At 57.0% G+C, this 18046-nt stretch carries 15 protein-coding genes; 10 read left to right on the forward strand and 5 right to left on the reverse strand.

The genetic code is table 11. The annotated features are described in order from the left end of the window. Positions 1 to 157: 157 nt before the first annotated feature. Positions 158 to 832, reverse strand: a complete 675-nt coding sequence (gene radC / locus PGW97_RS15550) for a RadC family protein (RefSeq protein ID WP_273857910.1) — start codon at positions 830 to 832, stop codon at positions 158 to 160. Between the two features lie 144 nt (positions 833 to 976). Continuing rightward, positions 977 to 2650, reverse strand: coding sequence for a methyl-accepting chemotaxis protein (locus PGW97_RS15555; RefSeq protein ID WP_273857911.1), 1674 nt, complete (start codon positions 2648 to 2650; stop codon positions 977 to 979). Between the two features lie 217 nt (positions 2651 to 2867). Between PGW97_RS15555 and coaBC the strand changes: the two genes are divergently transcribed. Both coaBC and slmA read left to right on the forward strand, forming a co-directional pair. Further along, complete coding sequence (gene coaBC / locus PGW97_RS15560) at positions 2868 to 4085, forward strand: bifunctional phosphopantothenoylcysteine decarboxylase/phosphopantothenate--cysteine ligase CoaBC (RefSeq protein ID WP_273857913.1); 1218 nt, start codon at positions 2868 to 2870, stop codon at positions 4083 to 4085. Between the two features lie 212 nt (positions 4086 to 4297). Continuing rightward, a complete protein-coding gene (slmA, locus tag PGW97_RS15565; protein WP_047887231.1) occupies positions 4298 to 4888 on the forward strand; it encodes a nucleoid occlusion factor SlmA in 591 nt (196 codons plus the stop codon). Positions 4889 to 4981: 93 nt separating this feature from the next. Here slmA and pyrE read toward each other — a convergent pair whose 3' ends face one another. After that, positions 4982 to 5623, reverse strand: coding sequence for an orotate phosphoribosyltransferase (pyrE, locus tag PGW97_RS15570; protein WP_047887232.1), 642 nt, complete (start codon positions 5621 to 5623; stop codon positions 4982 to 4984). A 108-nt stretch (positions 5624 to 5731) separates the two neighbouring features. Next, positions 5732 to 6448, reverse strand: coding sequence for a ribonuclease PH (gene rph, locus PGW97_RS15575; protein ID WP_047887233.1), 717 nt, complete (start codon positions 6446 to 6448; stop codon positions 5732 to 5734). 270 nt (positions 6449 to 6718) lie between these two features. On the opposite strand from rph, the gene PGW97_RS15580 reads away from it, so the two are divergent. Next, a complete protein-coding gene (locus PGW97_RS15580; protein WP_047887234.1) occupies positions 6719 to 7582 on the forward strand; it encodes a YicC/YloC family endoribonuclease in 864 nt (287 codons plus the stop codon). Positions 7583 to 7626: 44 nt separating this feature from the next. Here PGW97_RS15580 and PGW97_RS15585 read toward each other — a convergent pair whose 3' ends face one another. After that, positions 7627 to 8568 carry a LysR family transcriptional regulator gene (locus PGW97_RS15585; protein WP_273857916.1) on the reverse strand — a complete coding sequence of 314 codons (942 nt, stop codon included), beginning with the start codon at positions 8566 to 8568 and terminating at the stop codon, positions 7627 to 7629. A gap of 100 nt (positions 8569 to 8668) precedes the next feature. On the opposite strand from PGW97_RS15585, the gene PGW97_RS15590 reads away from it, so the two are divergent. From PGW97_RS15590 to PGW97_RS15620, 7 genes are all read left to right on the forward strand, one after another. Continuing rightward, positions 8669 to 9871, forward strand: coding sequence for an MFS transporter (locus PGW97_RS15590; protein WP_053061931.1), 1203 nt, complete (start codon positions 8669 to 8671; stop codon positions 9869 to 9871). Positions 9872 to 10142: 271 nt separating this feature from the next. Beyond that, complete coding sequence (gmk, locus tag PGW97_RS15595; protein ID WP_047887236.1) at positions 10143 to 10769, forward strand: guanylate kinase; 627 nt, start codon at positions 10143 to 10145, stop codon at positions 10767 to 10769. Positions 10770 to 10819: 50 nt separating this feature from the next. Beyond that, positions 10820 to 11095 (forward strand): DNA-directed RNA polymerase subunit omega, encoded by a 276-nt coding sequence (rpoZ, locus tag PGW97_RS15600; RefSeq protein ID WP_047887237.1) that lies wholly within the window; start codon positions 10820 to 10822, stop codon positions 11093 to 11095. Between the two features lie 18 nt (positions 11096 to 11113). Beyond that, on the forward strand, positions 11114 to 13240 hold the full coding sequence (spoT, locus tag PGW97_RS15605) for a bifunctional GTP diphosphokinase/guanosine-3',5'-bis pyrophosphate 3'-pyrophosphohydrolase (protein WP_047887238.1): 2127 nt from the start codon (positions 11114 to 11116) through the stop codon (positions 13238 to 13240). A gap of 72 nt (positions 13241 to 13312) precedes the next feature. Then, on the forward strand, positions 13313 to 14023 hold the full coding sequence (gene trmH, locus PGW97_RS15610) for a tRNA (guanosine(18)-2'-O)-methyltransferase TrmH (protein WP_273857919.1): 711 nt from the start codon (positions 13313 to 13315) through the stop codon (positions 14021 to 14023). An 18-nt stretch (positions 14024 to 14041) separates the two neighbouring features. Beyond that, complete coding sequence (recG, locus tag PGW97_RS15615) at positions 14042 to 16123, forward strand: ATP-dependent DNA helicase RecG (protein ID WP_273857920.1); 2082 nt, start codon at positions 14042 to 14044, stop codon at positions 16121 to 16123. A 462-nt stretch (positions 16124 to 16585) separates the two neighbouring features. Further along, positions 16586 to 17956 carry a uracil-xanthine permease family protein gene (locus PGW97_RS15620; RefSeq protein WP_047887241.1) on the forward strand — a complete coding sequence of 457 codons (1371 nt, stop codon included), beginning with the start codon at positions 16586 to 16588 and terminating at the stop codon, positions 17954 to 17956. The last annotated feature ends 90 nt before the right edge of the window (positions 17957 to 18046 follow it).

The following is an 18046-nucleotide window of genomic DNA, read 5'->3' on the forward strand; positions in this document are numbered from 1 at the left end:
AATCGTTTCAGCTCGATATCAACCATGGTTAACCAAACGGAAATCTTCATTTCCGCTAACCATAGCTATCAAAGGTCGCGCATTATACTAAGTCAAAACCAGTTGCTCAAGTCCCGAGCAGATCCTTTCGCATCATTTTGATCGATTTTGGCCTATTTTATAGCCAACCTCTTTCGGCGAAAGACGTAATTTCTCCGTCTCCAATAACAAAGTGATCCAGAACCCGAATATCTACCAACGCCAATGCATCACATATGCGGCGGGTAATTCGACGATCTGCCTGACTCGGCTCAGCTACGCCCGATGGGTGATTATGCGCTAAAATGAGCGCGGCTGCATTAAGTTCTAGTGATCTTTTTACAACTTCACGCGGATAAACGCTTGCAGCGTCAATTGTGCCCTCAAATAATACTTCTCCGCTCAGAACCCGATGCTGGTTATCCAGAAACAGGACAAAAAAGGCTTCCCGATGCCGATCGCGCAATAAATGACTTAAATATCGCCGAGTATGATCCGGACTGGTTAGGGCATCGCCACGCTTCAGGGTTTCTTCAAAATGACGCTGGCTCATTTCCAGCACGGCCTGCAACTGGGCAAATTTTGCCGGGCCTAGGCCTTTGTACTGACAAAAGGTGAGCTGATCGGCAGCCAGTAAGGCCCGCAGTGAGCCAAATTTCTCAAGCAAGTCGGTGGCCAGTTCAATGGCATTCATGCCCGCAATACCAGTTCGCAGAAAAATAGCCAGCAATTCGGCATCAGATAATGCCTGTGCGCCCCGGGCCAGTAATTTTTCCCGCGGCCGGGAATCAGACGGTAACAGTTTTAGTGACATCAGGCTCTCTCCTGGTTTTCTGCCCAGAAGAGAGCCTGACGGACCTAGCCGCAAGAGCGCCGACCGACTTATGGGAAAATGTTCGCACTCTTTACCGGCAACTTCACGACACTTTCACGGCAGTGCGAAACAAACCGATGCTCATTACACCTTGAACTGCCCGACCAGACTACGCATCTGCTCTCCGGCGGCGGCCAGCTCGGTGGTTGTGGTTCGGGTATGCCCCAGCGCGCCGACAATCTGATCCAGGATGTGCTGAATGGCGACCATGTTCGTGTTAATTTCCTCCGACACCGCACTTTGCTCTTCCGCCGCTGTGGCGGTTTGCACCCCCATGGCATTAATGCTGTTCACCGCATCGGTCACGGTCACCAGACTGGCCGTAATACGCTGCGACTCCGCCAGAGTTTCCTGACTCTGCTGCTGACTGACCGTCATCGCCTGCACCGCTTCCCGGGTGACCGACTGCAGTTCTGTCAGCATCTGATTAATTTCTTCCGTGCTTTGCTGAGTCCGTCCGGCCAGCGAGCGGACCTCATCTGCTACCACCGCAAACCCCCGTCCTTGCTCTCCGGCGCGGGCAGCTTCAATGGCCGCATTCAGCGCCAGCAGATTGGTCTGAGCGGCAATGTCACCAATCACAGTGAGCACCGAGCTGATGCGCGTGGTCTGGGTATTGAGCAGCACCATGGCTTGAGAGGCACTATCGACATGCGCCGCCAGCTGATCGATACGGTTAACCACGGCATCTACTTCCTGCTGGGCCGCCTCCGTCTGGGCGGTCGCTTCCTGTGTCGCGGTCGCCGTGTTCACCGTGTTGTTCGCCACTTCCCGCGCTGACACGCTCAGTTCCGTCACCGCCGTCACGACCAGCTCGGTCTGGCGATGGTGCTCATCCATCTGTAATCCGGCCTGCTCGGTCTGCTGCTGCAGACTACCGGAAGCATCGCTGACATGCCTTGCAACCTGCTGAACTTCACCGATCAGCTGTTGCAGCTTGGCCATAAACTGGTTAAACGCGGCAGCCAGTTCGCCAATCTCATCCCGGCTTTCCACCTGCAACCGAGCAGTCAGATCGCCACCTCCGGCCGCAATACCCTGCAAGGCAACCAGCATGTGGCTAAGTGGCTGCAGCGCCCGCCCTGTCAGCCAGGCCACCAGTGCCGCGACTAGCACTACCACGGTCAGAGTCACGCTGACTGACAGCCACACCTGATGCTCGAACCTGGCAGCAACACTCGCCTGAAATGCCGAGACTTCGGCCTCAATGTCATCGACATACACCCCAGTTGCCAGCACCCAGTCCCATTTTGCCAGATACTCGGCATACCCCAGCTTGGGCGCGGTGGCATTTATCGACGGCTTATGCCAGCTGAAATTCAGAAAACCATCCCCGCGTTTGGCGGCATCAATCAGACCGGCAATCACCCGCACGCCGTTTTGGTCCACCACATCAATCAGGTTTTTACCTTCCAGCGTCGGCTGGGCCGCATGCAGGGTATTGACGCCCTGGCTGTTATAAGCAAAGAAGTAACCATCTTCGCCAAAGCGCATCGCCACCAGCCGGGCTTTCGCGGCCGGAATATTGTTCCCGTTGATATCGGCTTCATACAGATCGGCAATGGCCGTCCGCGCCAGTTGCAGCGCCGTTTGCAGCTCCTGCTTTTTCATTGCGGTAATCTGGCTGCGGTAGGTGTCAATTTGCGACGCCAAGTCAGACTTTTGCTCCGAAAGGTAAATCCCGTTAATCAAGGCCGCCACAATCACGAGCGGCAATAAAACCAGCAGCAACAGCTTGCTACGACAGCGTAACTCCATCTGATCAATATCCTGTTTTAAACGCGGTATGCTTTAACCCTAAGGATTTCATGACAATATTCCATGAAGTCATCAACACTTTTGACATTAACAGACCGCGAGAGCTACCACATTTTCCTGATCTCATGCGCAGCGCTTGATCCCAAGCCGTGAATCTCACCGGCTTTGGTGCTATCTTGTGGGCCGGATTTACAGGTTCAGAGAGACAGGCAACACCATGCAAACACTGGCAGGAAAACACATTCTTCTTGGAATCAGCGGCGGGATTGCGGCGTACAAATGTGCCGAACTGACCCGTCGGCTGATCGAGCGCGGCGCAGAGGTGCGCGTTGTCATGACCCCGGCAGCCAAGGAGTTTATTACTCCCCTGACCATGCAGGCGGTGTCCGGCAAGCCGATCTCTGACAGCCTGCTGGATCCGGCCGCCGAGGCGTCCATGGGTCATATCGAGCTGGCCAAATGGGCTGACCTGGTGCTGCTGGCACCGGCAACAGCCGATCTAATCGCCCGTATGGCGGCAGGCATGGGTAATGACCTGCTGACCACCCTCTGTCTGGCGACCGATGCCCCGATTGCCGTTGCCCCGGCCATGAACCAGCAAATGTACCGTCACGTCGCCACGCAGGAAAACATTGCCACCCTGCAACGCCGCGGCTGCCAGATTTGGGGCCCGGCCAGCGGTGAGCAAGCCTGTGGCGATGTCGGCCCCGGCCGCATGCTGGAGCCTATGCAGCTGGTCGGACTGACTGAAACCTTTTTCCAACCGGCTGACTGGCAGGATCTTCACCTGACCATCACCGCCGGTCCGACCCGCGAAGCCATTGACCCGGTGCGTTACCTGACCAACCACAGCTCCGGCAAAATGGGCTATGCCATTGCAGCAGCAGCTGCCAAGCGCGGTGCCAGAGTGACCCTGATCAGCGGCCCGACCAACCTGGCCACCCCGGCTGGGGTTGAGCGCATTGATGTCAGCAGCGCCGAGCAGATGCACGCAGCTGCACTGACCCATGCACCGGGCAGCCAGATTTTCATCGGGTGTGCCGCGGTGGCAGATTTCCGCCCGGTAGAGGCTGCCGGGCAAAAAATGAAAAAACAGGATGGTGAAGACGAGATGGTGCTGCGGCTGGTGAAAAACCCGGACATCATCGCCAGCGTGGCGGCCCTGACCACACAGCGTCCGTTTACTGTCGGCTTTGCCGCCGAAACGCAGGATGTGGCCCAGTATGCCCAGGATAAACTTCAGCGTAAAAACCTGGATCTGATCTGCGCCAATGATGTTTCTCAGCAGGACCAAGGCTTCAACAGCGATCAAAACGCCCTGCACCTGTACTGGCCGAACGGTGATAAAGCCCTGCCACTGTGCAGCAAAGCCGAATTAGGCCAGCAGCTGATGGCCGAAATTGTGGCACTGTACCGCACCCACGAGTCGGCCTGACCGTTTCCAGCCCGCCGTCATGGTGCTGAAAATGCAGACGAATTAAGCGAATAAGATCAAATATAAAGCCCATTCCTTAAGGTTGGGCTTTTTTTGTCGATATAGAAAACAGTATCTACCCGCAACGCTTTTCACAATCCCACTCCACAGCTAAGATAGGCGGGTTTCACGCTGTCCGGTGACAGTCTCATTTTGAAAAGGAACGGTTATTCATGGCTGGCAACAAGAAAAACAACCGCCGCGAAGAGATTTTGCAGGCCCTGGCGCAAATGCTGGAGTCTGCTCAAGGTAGTCAACGTATTACGACCGCCAAGCTGGCCGCCCAGGTGGGTGTTTCGGAAGCGGCACTCTACCGCCACTTCCCGAGTAAAGCGCGCATGTTCGAGGGTCTGATTGAGTTTATTGAAGATTCGATCACCACCCGCATTAACCGCATCCTTGATGACGAAAAAGATACCCTGAACCGCCTGCGCATGGTGCTACAGCTGATCCTGGGGTTTGCCGAGCGCAACCCTGGCCTGACCCGCATCATGACCGGCCACGCCCTGATGTTCGAACAAGACCGTCTCCAGTCCCGCATCAACCAGCTGTTTGAGCGGATTGAAACGCAGCTGCGTCAAATCCTGCGTGAGCGTAAACTGCGTGAGGGAAAAGGGTTTCCGGTCGATGAGAATATTCTGGCCGCACAGCTGTTGGGCCAGGTGGAAGGCAGTCTAAATCGTTTTGTTCGTTCCAGTTTTAAGCACAAGCCGACCTCTAATTTCGACGACTACTGGCGCCTGCTGAGCGCCCAGCTGGGCTAACGGCCACTGTCGAACCGGCAGTTACCGGACAACCCAATAAAAAAAGCGAGGGATACCCTCGCTTTTTTGCGGCATTCGCTCAGGCGGTAACGCTTACACGCCGTATTCAGCACGGTACGCTTTCACCGCTTCCAGATGCTGTTCCATACCCGGCTGCTCTTCCAGGAAGCTCACCACATCACCCAGTGACACAATCGAGATGACCGCGCAGCCAAAGTCACGCTCGACTTCCTGAATTGCCGACAGCTCGCTCTTCCCTTTTTCCTGACGGTCAATCGCAACCAGCACGCCGGCCAGATCCGCACCATTCGCTTTGATGATTTCCATCGATTCACGAATCGCCGTCCCGGCGGTAATCACATCGTCCACCAGCATGATACGGCCTTCCAGCGCACTGCCCACCAGGTTACCGCCTTCGCCGTGGTCTTTGGCTTCTTTACGGTTAAAGCAGTATGGGGTGTCGATGTCATGCTGATCCGCCAGCGCAACCGCCGTCGTCGTGGCAATTGGGATACCTTTGTAAGCCGGACCAAACAGCACATCGTACTCAATACCGGCATCCACCAAAGCTTCAGCATAAAAACGGCCTAGACGAGCCAGATCACGCCCGGTATTAAACAGTCCCGCATTAAAGAAGTACGGGCTCTTACGGCCAGATTTCAGTGTGAACTCACCGAATTTCAGAACACCTTTCTCCAGGGCAAATTCAATGAACTGACGCTGATATGCTTTCATGGTTTCTCCTTGTCATAGCTATTTACTCACGCCCGTGCGCGTCCGCACGGACTCAGGGCGATACGTAGCCCAAAAAAAAGCGGCTCCAATAGGAACCGCTCAAAATCATTAACTGCTCAACGCCTGCTTCTGCACGTTGATAATGTCGGCAATGCCCTCTTTCGCCAGAGCCAGCATTGCCAGTAATTCTTCATGACTGAACGCTTCGCCTTCCGCCGTGCCCTGCACTTCGATCATCTTGCCGTCTTCCGTCATGACCACGTTCATGTCCGTTTCCGCTGCGACGTCTTCCAGGTACTCCAGATCGCACACCGGCTCACCGTTGTAGATCCCTACCGATACCGCCGCCACCATGCCTTTCAGTGGGTTTTCTTTGATCAGGCCTTTTGCCAGCATGTAATTGATGGCATCCACCAGCGCAACCATGGCACCGGTGATCGACGCCGTGCGGGTACCACCGTCAGCCTGAATCACATCACAGTCCACTGTCACCATTTGTTCGCCCAGCTTTTCCAGATCCACGGCGGCACGCAGGCTGCGGGCAATTAAACGCTGAATTTCCATGGTACGGCCACCCTGCTTGCCGCTGGCCGCTTCACGGCGGTTGCGGGAATGGGTCGCGCGCGGCAGCATGCCGTATTCGGCGGTAACCCAGCCCTGGCCTTTGCCTTTCAGCCAACGCGGAACGCTTTCTTCAACACTGGCGGTACAAATGACTTTGGTGTTCCCAAACTCCACCAATACTGAGCCTTCGGCATGGGCAGTGAAGTTACGGGTAATAGTAATAGGACGCACCTGGTTGGCATTTCTTCCGCTTGGACGCATCGGGGTTCCCTCTGGCTGGCTGATATTAACCGGCGATTATAGCCACATCTGGCTGCCAGTGCACGCGAAACCCCGCACAGCATCGCAATCTGCCCCCTGAGACCGCATCGCCCGAGGACGAACCGGGCCGTCAGATTTCTTTTATGCGCAGGGGTCAGTATAATCAAAGCACCACGAACACTGCGCCGTACCATATTCACCGGACCGACAGCCTCCGGATTGTCCGTCCTGAAGCAGTTTTCTTCTTTCTACATTAGAGGCCATCAGCCAATGATTCACAGCATGACCGCCTACGCCCGTCGCGAAATCAAAGCCGACTGGGGTACAGCCGTATGGGAAATCCGTTCGGTTAACCAACGTTACCTCGAAACATACCTGCGTCTGCCAGAGCAGTTCCGCAGCCTGGAGCCGGTACTGCGCGAGCGTTTTCGCAAGCGTCTGGCCCGCGGTAAGGTTGAGTGCAGCCTGCGTTTTGATGTTAACCCGGCCACCAACACTGAGCTGACCATCAACGAAGACCTGGCGCATCAGGTTATCAAGGCGGCCAAATGGGTGAAGAATGCTGCCGGCGAAGGCAATATCGGTCCGTTCCAGGTCCTGAACTGGCCTGGTGTCATGGAAGCGCCGGAGCAGGATCTGGATATCATCAATCAGGACCTGCTGAGCGGTTTTGATGCCGCTATTGACGACTTCATTGCCGCCCGTGCCAGCGAAGGGGCAAATATGCAGGCTCTGATCGAGCAGCGTCTGGAGGCCATCTCCACCGAAGCCGCCATGGTACGCAGCATGATGCCGGAAGTGTTGACCTGGCAGCGCGAACGCATTCTGAACCGCCTGGAAGAAGCCAAAGTCGAGCTGGATGCCAACCGCGTCGAACAAGAGCTGATCATGCTGGCCCAAAAGAGCGATGTCGCCGAAGAGCTGGACCGCCTGGACTCGCACGTCAAAGAAACGCAGAAAATCATGAAAAAAGGCGGAGCCTGTGGCCGTCGTCTGGATTTCATGATGCAGGAGTTCAACCGCGAGTCGAACACCCTGGCGTCGAAATCCATCAATACCGAAATCACTGCCGCGGCCGTCGAGCTGAAGGTACTGATCGAGCAGATGCGTGAGCAGATCCAAAACATCGAATAAGCCCGCTTATCGACGTGCAACCCGATGCCCCAAGCCCTGAACCTTCAGGGCTTGTTTATTTGCGGGCTGTTGCTGCCTTCTGAATACGTTTCGGCACCGGCCTCGCCCCACTCCGCCTGCAAGGCGTCCTTGAACACCCGCAGTTTAGCCGAATGCAGCTTTGAGGGCTGATGAACCAGCGACAACGGGTAAGCCGGGGGATTAAACTCGGTCAGGACAGGTTGCAGCTCGCCGCGGGCGATCGCCTCACGGGCAAAGAATGTCATCACCTGCACCACCCCGACCCCGAGCCGCGCGGCATCAAGCAGCGGATCGCCGTGGTCGAACACCAGATTACCGTCCACATCCAACATTTTCTCTTGATCTGCTTCAGTGAAACGCCAGCGTACCGGGCGCCCAGTATGCGGGTTGCGCACCTGCAGGCAATTATGCGCCGCCAGATCATCCGGATGCGCCGGCATGCCGTGACGGGCCAGATAGTCCGGCGAAGCGACCGTCTGCCAGGTCAGCGGCGCCAACGGTCGGGCAATCAGGCGCTGGTCCCGGATCTCCCCCGTACGCAGTACGGCATCAAACCCTTCTTCCACTAAATCGACAATGCGATCGCTCATCACCACTTCAATATTGAGTTGCGGATGCGCTGCCAGCAGCCGCGCCAGGATCGGCATCAGCACCACCCGGCCAAACGCCGACGGCGCACTGACCTTCAGCACCCCCGATGGTGAACTGCGGCGATCCTGCAGTTCCTGGCCGAGTGCCTCCAAATCACCCAGCAGCGGTGCACTGCGCTCATAAAACACGATGCCGTCCGGAGTCAGGCTCAGGCGGCGGGTATTGCGGTGCAGCAGACGCACCCCGAGCTGCTGCTCCAGACGACTGACCGCACGCGAGACCCCGGATTGGGTTACCCCGAGCTGGGCCGCCGCATCGGTAAAGCTCAGGCACTCGGCGACCTTGAGAAACTGGCGGATAGCATTGAGATCCATGATTTTATTCATTACTGAAAGGAGAGTGAGAGGGTTAATCAAACTTATTGCATAAGTGATACTGACGCAAGTGACATCAACTTCATCACAAGGATCGCTTATGCACACCTCTGCCAAGCCGAACATGCCGGTTTCCGTTTATGTCCTGGCTCTGGGCATTTTCGCCATGATCAACTGCGAACTGCAGGTACTCGGCATGATGCCGCAAATGGCCCGGGATCTGGATATCAGCCTCTCTCAGGTCGGCTATCTGGTCTCTCTCTATGCCGCCGCCATGGCCCTCGGGGGCCCGCTGCTCACCCTCGGGTTGGGAACCCAACCACCGAAGAAAATCCTCTACCTGCTGTTTGCGCTTTTTATCATCGGCGAAGTGCTGGGGGCGCTGGCGCAGAGCTATCCGCAGCTGATCGTCTCCCGGCTGATCACCGGTGCAGTGTCCGGTGCCTTCTTCGGTACCGCACTGGGCACCTGCCACCGCCTGGTGGTGCCCGAACTGGGCATCCGCGCCGTCGCCATCGTGCTGGCCGGGATCATGGTCGGGACCATTCTGGGCCTGCCGCTGGCGAGTCTGGTCGGCGAATACTACGGCTGGCGCGCCAGTTTCTGGCTCGTGGTCGTTCTGACCATGCTAGCGGCGCTGGGCACTGCCGTACTGCTCCCCGTCTTACCCGCCGCCCCCAAAATCGGCCTGCGTCAGGAGCTGGCGGCGTTTGGCAACCGCCAACTCTGGGCCGTCTTTGCTACCAGTTTCTGTGTCATTGGTACGACCTATGCCGCGTTCAGCTATTTCGTCCCCATCCTGACCCAGCTGGCCGGTTTTACCCACCACAGCGTCACCTTGCTGCTGTTTGCCTACGGGATCGCCATGCTGATGGGCAATCACCTCGTTGCCCGACTGGCCGGCAAACGTAACCTGCGCATCCTCGCTGGCGGCTTGGTGCTGCAGAGTCTGTTTCTGATGCTGCTGGCCCTGTTGGTCCATCAACCCTGGGCAGCCGTCAGCGCCATACTCGGACTCGGCCTGACCGGAATCAGCATGAATCCGGCGATGGTCAGCCGGGTGATGCAGGTCCCGAACGGCGAGCGGCCGCTGGTCAACACCGTGCACGCCTCGGTGATCACCCTCGGAATCATGTTCGGCAGCTTTGCCAGCGGGCAGGTTCTGGAATGGGGCTTCAGCCTCCACGCCCCCATGTGGGTCGGGGTCGCCATTGCCGCGCTCGGGTTACTGACCTTGCGGCTTGACCGCTCGGGTGCTGCCGCGTCGTCTCCGGCCGGGTCTGCCGACACCGTGCCACTGTAGCGCCAGGTGAACACAGGTAACGCCAGCGGGCCTTTCGCACCGTCGTATCAGTAGAAGGAGGCTCGTCCTCTTCACCATACGCGCCCTTCACCGGACACCGGGCTGTCACGTCGCAGCCCGGCCACCTCCCCTTTTTTAGCAAAAGCCATCTAGGATTAATAAGAAGCGGTTCAGATCAGAAAAAGATGATTTTTCAAGCAGCCCGCCAATTTCAATTAGCCGCAGTTCATGATAATCTGCGCGCCCTTCTATCACTGAGTGAAAACAGGCAATGAGCAAAGGTACTCTTTACATCGTGTCGGCGCCGAGTGGTGCAGGCAAATCCAGTTTGATCAACGCTCTGCTGGAAACCAACCCGACCTATGACATGAAAGTATCCGTGTCGCACACCACGCGTGGCATGCGCCCAGGGGAAAACCACGGTGTTCATTACAATTTCGTTAGCGTAGAAGAATTTACCGAGCTGGCCGAGCAAGGTGCGTTTCTGGAGCATGCCGAAGTGTTTGGCAACTTCTATGGCACTTCCCGTCTCTGGATTGAAGAGCAGCTGAACAAGGGAATCGACGTATTCCTGGACATCGACTGGCAGGGTGCCCGTCAGATCCGTAAGCAAATGCCAGCAGCAAAAAGCCTGTTTATCCTGCCGCCTTCGAAAGAAGAGCTGGAGCGTCGCCTGAATGCCCGTGGCCAGGATAGTGCTGCCATTATTGAGCGCCGGATGCAGGAAGCCCGTTCTGAAATCTCGCACTACAACGAATACGATTATGTGATCGTTAACGATGATTTCGACGTTGCCTTGATGGATTTTAAAGCCATTATCCGTGCTGAAAGATTGAAGCAAGATAAGCAAGCTGCTAAATATAACAGCATGCTCAATGCCCTATTGGCAGAACAGTAACTATTTTTGTACAATTTTCCATCTTTACTTAATTACCACTGGAGTCCTCCATGGCACGCGTAACCGTTCAAGACGCTGTTGATAAAATTGGCAACCGTTTCGATCTCATTCAAATTGCGGCACGCCGCGCTCGTCAGATGCAAACTGGCGGTAAGGATCCACTGGTTCCGGAAGAAAACGACAAGTACACAGTGATCGCACTGCGTGAAATCGAAGAAGGCCTGATCACTAAAGATATCCTGGATGCCCGTGAGCGTCAGGAAATTCAAGAGCAGGAAGCAGCAGAGCTAGCCGCAGTTAGCGCTATTGCCGGCGACAACCGTTAATTCAGGGAACCGGGCGCATTGTATCTTTTTGATAGCCTGAAAGAAGTCGTAACTGAATACCTGCCTGAGACTCAGATTGAGGCTCTCAGGCAGGCCTATCTCGTTGCGCGTGATGCCCACGAAGGGCAAACCCGCTCCAGCGGCGAACCTTACATCATCCACCCTATTGCTGTCGCTCGTATCCTGGCCGAAATGCGCCTGGACTACGAAACCCTGATGGCCGCCCTTCTCCATGATGTGATTGAAGACACCGATGTCACCAAAGAAGACCTCGCCAGCCGTTTTGGCTGTACCGTGGCCGAACTGGTGGATGGCGTCTCCAAGCTGGACAAACTGAAGTTCCGTGACCGCAAAGAAGCGCAAGCCGAGAACTTCCGCAAGATGATCATGGCCATGGCCCATGACATCCGCGTTATCCTGATCAAGCTGGCCGACCGGACGCACAACATGCGTACCCTGGGTGCCCTGCGCCCTGACAAACGTCGCCGCATTGCCCGCGAAACCCTGGAGATTTTCTCTCCGCTGGCACACCGCCTGGGTATTCACAACATCAAAACCGAGCTGGAAGAGCTGGGTTTCGAAGCCCTGTACCCGAACCGCTACCGCGTGCTGAAAGAAGTCGTGGCAGCCGCGCGTGGCAACCGTAAAGAAATGATCAACAAGATTCACGCCGAAATCGAGGGTCGCCTCGAAGACGCGGGGATCAATGGCAAGGTGCTGGGACGCGAGAAGAACCTGTACTCCATCTACAACAAGATGAAGAACAAGGAGCAGCGCTTCCACTCCATCATGGACATCTATGCCTTCCGGGTGCTGGTGAAAGATCTCGATACCTGCTATCGCGTACTGGGTCAGGTGCATAACCTGTACAAGCCGCGTCCGAGCCGGATGAAAGACTACATCGCCATCCCGAAAGCCAACGGCTACCAGTCGCTTCACACCTCACTGGTGGGCCCGCACGGGGTGCCGGTGGAAGTGCAGATCCGTACCGAAGATATGGATCAGATGGCCGACAAAGGGGTCGCCGCTCACTGGGCGTACAAAGACGGCGAAAGCTCCGGCACCACTGCGCAGGTCAAAGCCCAGCGCTGGATGCAAAGCCTGCTCGAACTGCAGCAAAGCGCTGGCAGCTCCTTTGAATTTATCGAGAACGTAAAATCCGATCTGTTTCCGGATGAGATTTACGTTTTCACCCCGAAAGGCCGGATCGTTGAACTGCCGGTTGGTGCCACAGCGGTCGATTTCGCCTATGCCGTGCATACCGATGTCGGTAACGCCTGTGTCGGTGCCCGGGTAGAGCGTCAGCCATACCCACTGAGCAAACCGCTGAAAAACGGCCAGACCGTGGAGATCATCAGCGCGCCGGGAGCCCGCCCGAACGCTGCCTGGCTCAACTATGTAGTGACCTCTCGGGCCCGCACCAAGATTCGTCAAGTGCTGAAAACCATGCGTCGGGAAGAGTCCATTATTCTCGGCCGTCGCTTGCTCAATCACGCGCTGGGCGCGCTGAACATTGATCAGATTGAGCCGGAAAACCTGCACAAGGTACTGACCGATCTGCGTCTGGACAACCGCGAAGAACTGCTGGCCGAAATTGGTCTGGGTAAACTGATGAGCGTCGTGATTGCCCGCCGCCTGCTGGGCAATGTCGAAGAGCCGTCAGAAGCCGGTGACCCAGCTGTCAGCGGTGGGGCGAACAACAAGCGCCTGCCAATCCGCGGGGCCGACGGTATTCTGCTGACCTTTGCCAACTGCTGTCACCCGATTCACGGCGACCCGATCATGGCGCATGTCAGCCCGGGTAAAGGGCTGGTGATTCACCGTGAAGAGTGTGCCAACATCCGTGGTTACCAGAGAGAGCCGGACAAATACATGCCGGTGGAGTGGAGTGACGAGTTCGAGCAGGAGTTTGTCACCATCCTGAAAGTGGACATGCAGAACCATCAAGGTGCCCTGGCGGATCTGACCAACACCATTGCTGCGACCGGTTCCAACATTCAGGGACTGTCAACCGAAGAGAAAGACGGCCGCCTGTACACCATTACAGTACGCCTGACGACCAAGGGGCGTATCCACCTGGCCAATATCATGCGCCGGATCCGGGTCATGCCGAACGTGGTCCGCGTCTCGCGACAGAAAAACTGAGCCGGTTCTGTGAACCCGATAAACTGTAAAACGCCCGCTTCCGGGCGTTTTCTTTAAACAGACACCAATACCATGACACCAGATCGCTTCCAACGCATCCAGACAGTCCTTGCCACCCGCCAGCCGGATCTCACGGTGTGCATGGAAGAAGTCCACAAACCCAATAACGTTTCCGCCATCATCCGCACCGCCGACGCCGTCGGGGTCCATAAGGTGCACGCCGTGTGGCCGCAAGAAAACATGCGCGTACTGAGCCACACCTCAGCCGGTGCCCGCAACTGGGTTGAGCTGGAAACGCATGACACCATGGTCGATGCCATTGCTGCCCTCAAAGGCCAGGGCATGCAGGTGCTGGCCACCCACCTGTCTGACACCGCCATCGACTTTCGTGAGGTGGATTACACCAAACCGACTGCCATTATCCTCGGCGGCGAAAAAAATGGGATCACCTCGGAAGCCCTGGCGCTTGCCGATCAGGATATCATCATCCCTATGGTAGGTATGGTACAGTCACTGAACGTATCGGTCGCCAGCGCACTCATCCTGTATGAAGCCCAACGCCAGCGCCAGCAGGCCGGGATGTATGATCGCGACACCACCCTGTTGCCTGACGACGTGGTACACCGCATTCTGTTTGAACGGGGTCACCCGGTGCTGGCCAAGGTGGCACAGCGCAAAGGCATGCCATACCCGCCCCTGGATGAAGACGGCCAGATTGTGGCCGATGAAGCCTGGTGGCAGAAAATTCAGGCGATTGAACCGAAACGCAAAAAACGCCAATGATCTGAGACGGACCCAGCGATGAGCGGACAACTATTAGATACCATCGCCCTGACTGAACTTTCCGGTGTCGGGGCAAAAATGGCCGAAAAACTGGACAAGATAGGTCTGCGCACAGTGCAGGACCTACTGTTTCACCTACCGCTCCGCTATGAGGACCGTACCCGGATCTGGCCGATTGCCAGTGCCATGCCCGGCCAGTACCTGACAATTCAGGGCGAGGTGCTGAACAGCAACATCACCTTCGGCAAACGCAAAATGCTGACGGTGAAAATCAGCGACCAGACCGGCTCCGCCACCCTGCGTTTTTTCAATTTCAATGCCGCGATGAAAAACAGCCTGGCTGACGGCAAGCAGGTGAAAGCTTACGGCGAAATCAAACGCGGCAAGTACGGACTGGAAATCATTCATCCGGATTACCGGGTCTTCTCCGAGCCTACCGAGCTGAGTGTGGAAGAGACCCTCACCCCGGTCTATCCCACTACCGACGGCCTGCGCCAACTGACCCTGCGCAGCCTGACCGATCAGGCTCTAGGCCTGCTCGACAAAGCCGCGGTACGCGAGCTGCTGCCGGAAGGGCTGTACGACCGCCAGATGACACTGGCGCAGGCACTCCATGTGATGCACCGTCCGACACCGGATGTCTCGCTTGACCAACTGGAAGAGGGAAAACACCCGGCCCAGCGACGGCTGATCCTCGAAGAGCTGCTGGCCCAGAACCTGTCGATGCTGGCGGTGCGCCAGAAAAGCCAGCGCCATGCTGCCTGGCCATTAGCCACGCAAGATACCCTGAAGCAACAACTGCTGGCCGGACTGCCGTTCAGCCCGACCGGTGCCCAACAGCGGGTCGTGGCAGACATTGAGCGGGATATGGCCCAGCCTCACCCGATGATGCGTCTGGTTCAGGGGGATGTCGGCTCTGGCAAAACCCTGGTCGCAGCCTTGGCTGCCCTGCGGGCAATCGAGCACGGTTTTCAGGTCGCACTCATGGCCCCGACCGAGCTGCTGGCCGAGCAGCACGCTATTAACTTTGCCAGCTGGCTCAATCCGTTAGGGATTGAGGTGGGCTGGCTAGCGGGCAAGCTCAAGGGCAAGGCCCGCGACAGCGAGCTGAGCCGGATTGAAAGCGGTGAGGCCAAAATGGTGGTCGGCACCCACGCTCTGTTCCAGGAGCAAGTCCAGTTTCACAACCTGGCACTGGTGATCATCGATGAGCAACACCGCTTCGGCGTGCACCAGCGACTGGAACTACGGGAAAAAGGGGCCCACCAGGGCCGTTATCCCCACCAGTTGATCATGACCGCGACCCCGATTCCGCGTACTCTCGCCATGACGGCCTACGCCGATCTGGAAACCTCGGTCATTGACGAACTGCCGCCAGGACGTACTCCAATCCAAACCGTCGCCCTGCCCGATTCACGCCGCGCCGACATCATCAACCGGATTCGGGGCGCCTGCCTCAGTGAAGGGCGTCAGGCTTACTGGGTCTGTACCCTGATCGACGAATCAGAAGTGCTCGAAGCCCAGGCGGCGTCCGACACCGCCGATGAGCTGACGGCCCAGTTGCCGGAACTCAACATCGGGCTGGTGCACGGCCGGATGAAACCAGCCGAGAAGCAAGCCGTGATGCAGCGCTTTAAAGACGGTGAGCTGCACTTATTGGTGGCTACCACGGTGATTGAGGTCGGCGTCGATGTCCCCAACGCCAGCTTGATGATCATCGAAAACCCCGAACGGCTCGGTCTGGCTCAGCTCCACCAGCTCCGGGGACGGGTCGGCCGGGGGAGCGTCGCCAGCCATTGTGTGCTGCTCTACCATGCTCCGCTGTCAAAAACCGCCCAGAAGCGCCTCGGCGTCCTGCGGGAAAGCAGTGATGGCTTTGTGATTGCCCAGCGCGATCTGGAAATCCGTGGCCCCGGTGAACTGCTGGGAACTAAACAGACCGGCATTGCCGACTTTAAAGTCGCCGACTTAGTCCGCGATCAGCATCTGATCCCCGAGGTTCAGCGGCTGGCGCGCTACCTGCACGACCATTACCCGGAGAATGCCAAGGCCATTATCGACCGCTGGCTGGGACAACGGGAAAATTACTCCAACGCCTGATCATAGCTGGTGCCTGGCTTGCCCCGGCACCCGTTCCCCCTTCCGACCAGTGCCCCCAAACCCTGTCCCCGAGCACGGCTTCCATTCATAGTCATCAATCATAGCCACCCAGCGCAGTCGCTAATCGCTGACAACTGGCGCTGACAACTGGCCCAGCCACCGTCTGACCGTGTCCAACGTTAATCCTTGCCGCCCTTTCCTTCTGCACAACGCTGTTGCACTTCACTTTTGCATTTTTGTTCCGCCATTTCTGTTCGCCGTTTCCTTTGGCAACTGCGCAAACGTTTGCTTTTTAGTGAGAGATCTCTACAATAGCGGCCAACTTTTATTCATCCTCTGATTCCCTGTGGGATTTCGGTTCTGACTAACAGCAATCACAGAAAGTATCCGAACCACACAGCGGGTAACCCATTCAGCGTTACCGGCGGGAAAACAGCAACCCAGCACAGGAACCCAAGGGCCATGACACGCCAACACAGCGCTATTGAGACGCCGCGTAAATCTGATCTGATTTATCGACTGGAAGACCGTCCGCCGCTTCCCCAAACTCTGTTCGCCGCAACCCAGCACCTGCTGGCCATGTTTGTGGCGGTGATCACCCCGTCGCTGATCATCTGTCAGGCACTCGGGCTGCCGGCCAGCGATACCAACACCATCGTCAGCATGTCATTGTTCGCCTCGGGGATTGCCTCGTTTATCCAGATCCGCACCTTTGGTCCGGTCGGTTCCGGCCTGTTGTCCATCCAGGGCACCAGCTTCAACTTTCTCGGTCCGATTATCGGTGCCGGCCTGGCACTGAAAGCCGGTGGCGCCGATATCCCGACCATGATGGCCGCCATTTTCGGTACGATTCTGCTGGCCTCGCTGACCGAAGTATTCATCTCGCGGGTGCTGCAGTATGCCCAGCGTATTATCACCCCGCTGGTGTCCGGCATTGTCGTGACCCTGATTGGCCTGACCCTGATTCAGATTGGCCTGACCTCAATGGGCGGCGGCTATGCCGCAATTGAAAGTGGCAGCTTCGGCAGCCTGGATAACCTGATGCTGGCCGGGACCGTTCTGGGTCTGATTGTGCTGCTCAACCGGGTGAAAAACCCATACCTGCGCGTTTCATCCATTGTGCTCGCCATGGCTGCCGGTACCTTGCTGGCCTGGATGAGCGGGATGGTCGATACCAGCCGTATGGCTGAAACCGATCTGGTGGCCATTCCAATGCCAATGCAGTACGGCCTGGGCTTTGACTGGGGACTGCTGATCCCGCTGGTGATTGTCTTTGCCATCACCTCACTAGAAGCCATCGGGGATATCACGGCGACATCAGAAACCTCTGAGCAGCCGGTTGCCGGGCCGGTGTACCTCAAACGCATCAAAGGCGGCGTACTGGCAGACGGCATCAACTCCGCCCTGGCTGCAGTGCTGAACAGCTTCCCGAACTCCACATTCAGCCAGAACAACGGCATTATCCAGCTGACTGGCGTAGCCAGCCGCTATATCGGTTACTTTGTGGCTGGCATGCTGATCCTGCTGGGTCTGCTGCCGGGCGTTGCCAATCTGGTGCAGCTGATCCCGGAACCGGTACTGGGCGGTGCCACCATCGTGATGTTCGGCACCATCGCGGCCTCTGGCGTGCGCATCATTTCACGCTGCGAGCTGGACCGCCGTGCCATCCTGATCATGGCGCTGTCGTTCTCCATGGGTCTGGGGATCGCCCAGAAGCCGGAAATCCTGCAGTTCATGCCAGATATCGTTAAGAGCATCCTGTCTTCCGGAATGGCTGCAGGTGGTATCACCGCGATTGTGCTGAATCTGGTTTTGCCGGAAGAAAAGCACTGAGCGCAAGAACTGAAAAGAGCCTGACGCTGACAACGCCTGCAGATAACACTGGAGACAAAAAAAGCGAGCCCCAACGGGGCTCGCTTTTTT

This window comes from Photobacterium sp. GSS17 (genome assembly GCF_028621875.1).
Lineage (GTDB): Bacteria > Pseudomonadota > Gammaproteobacteria > Enterobacterales > Vibrionaceae > Photobacterium > Photobacterium ganghwense.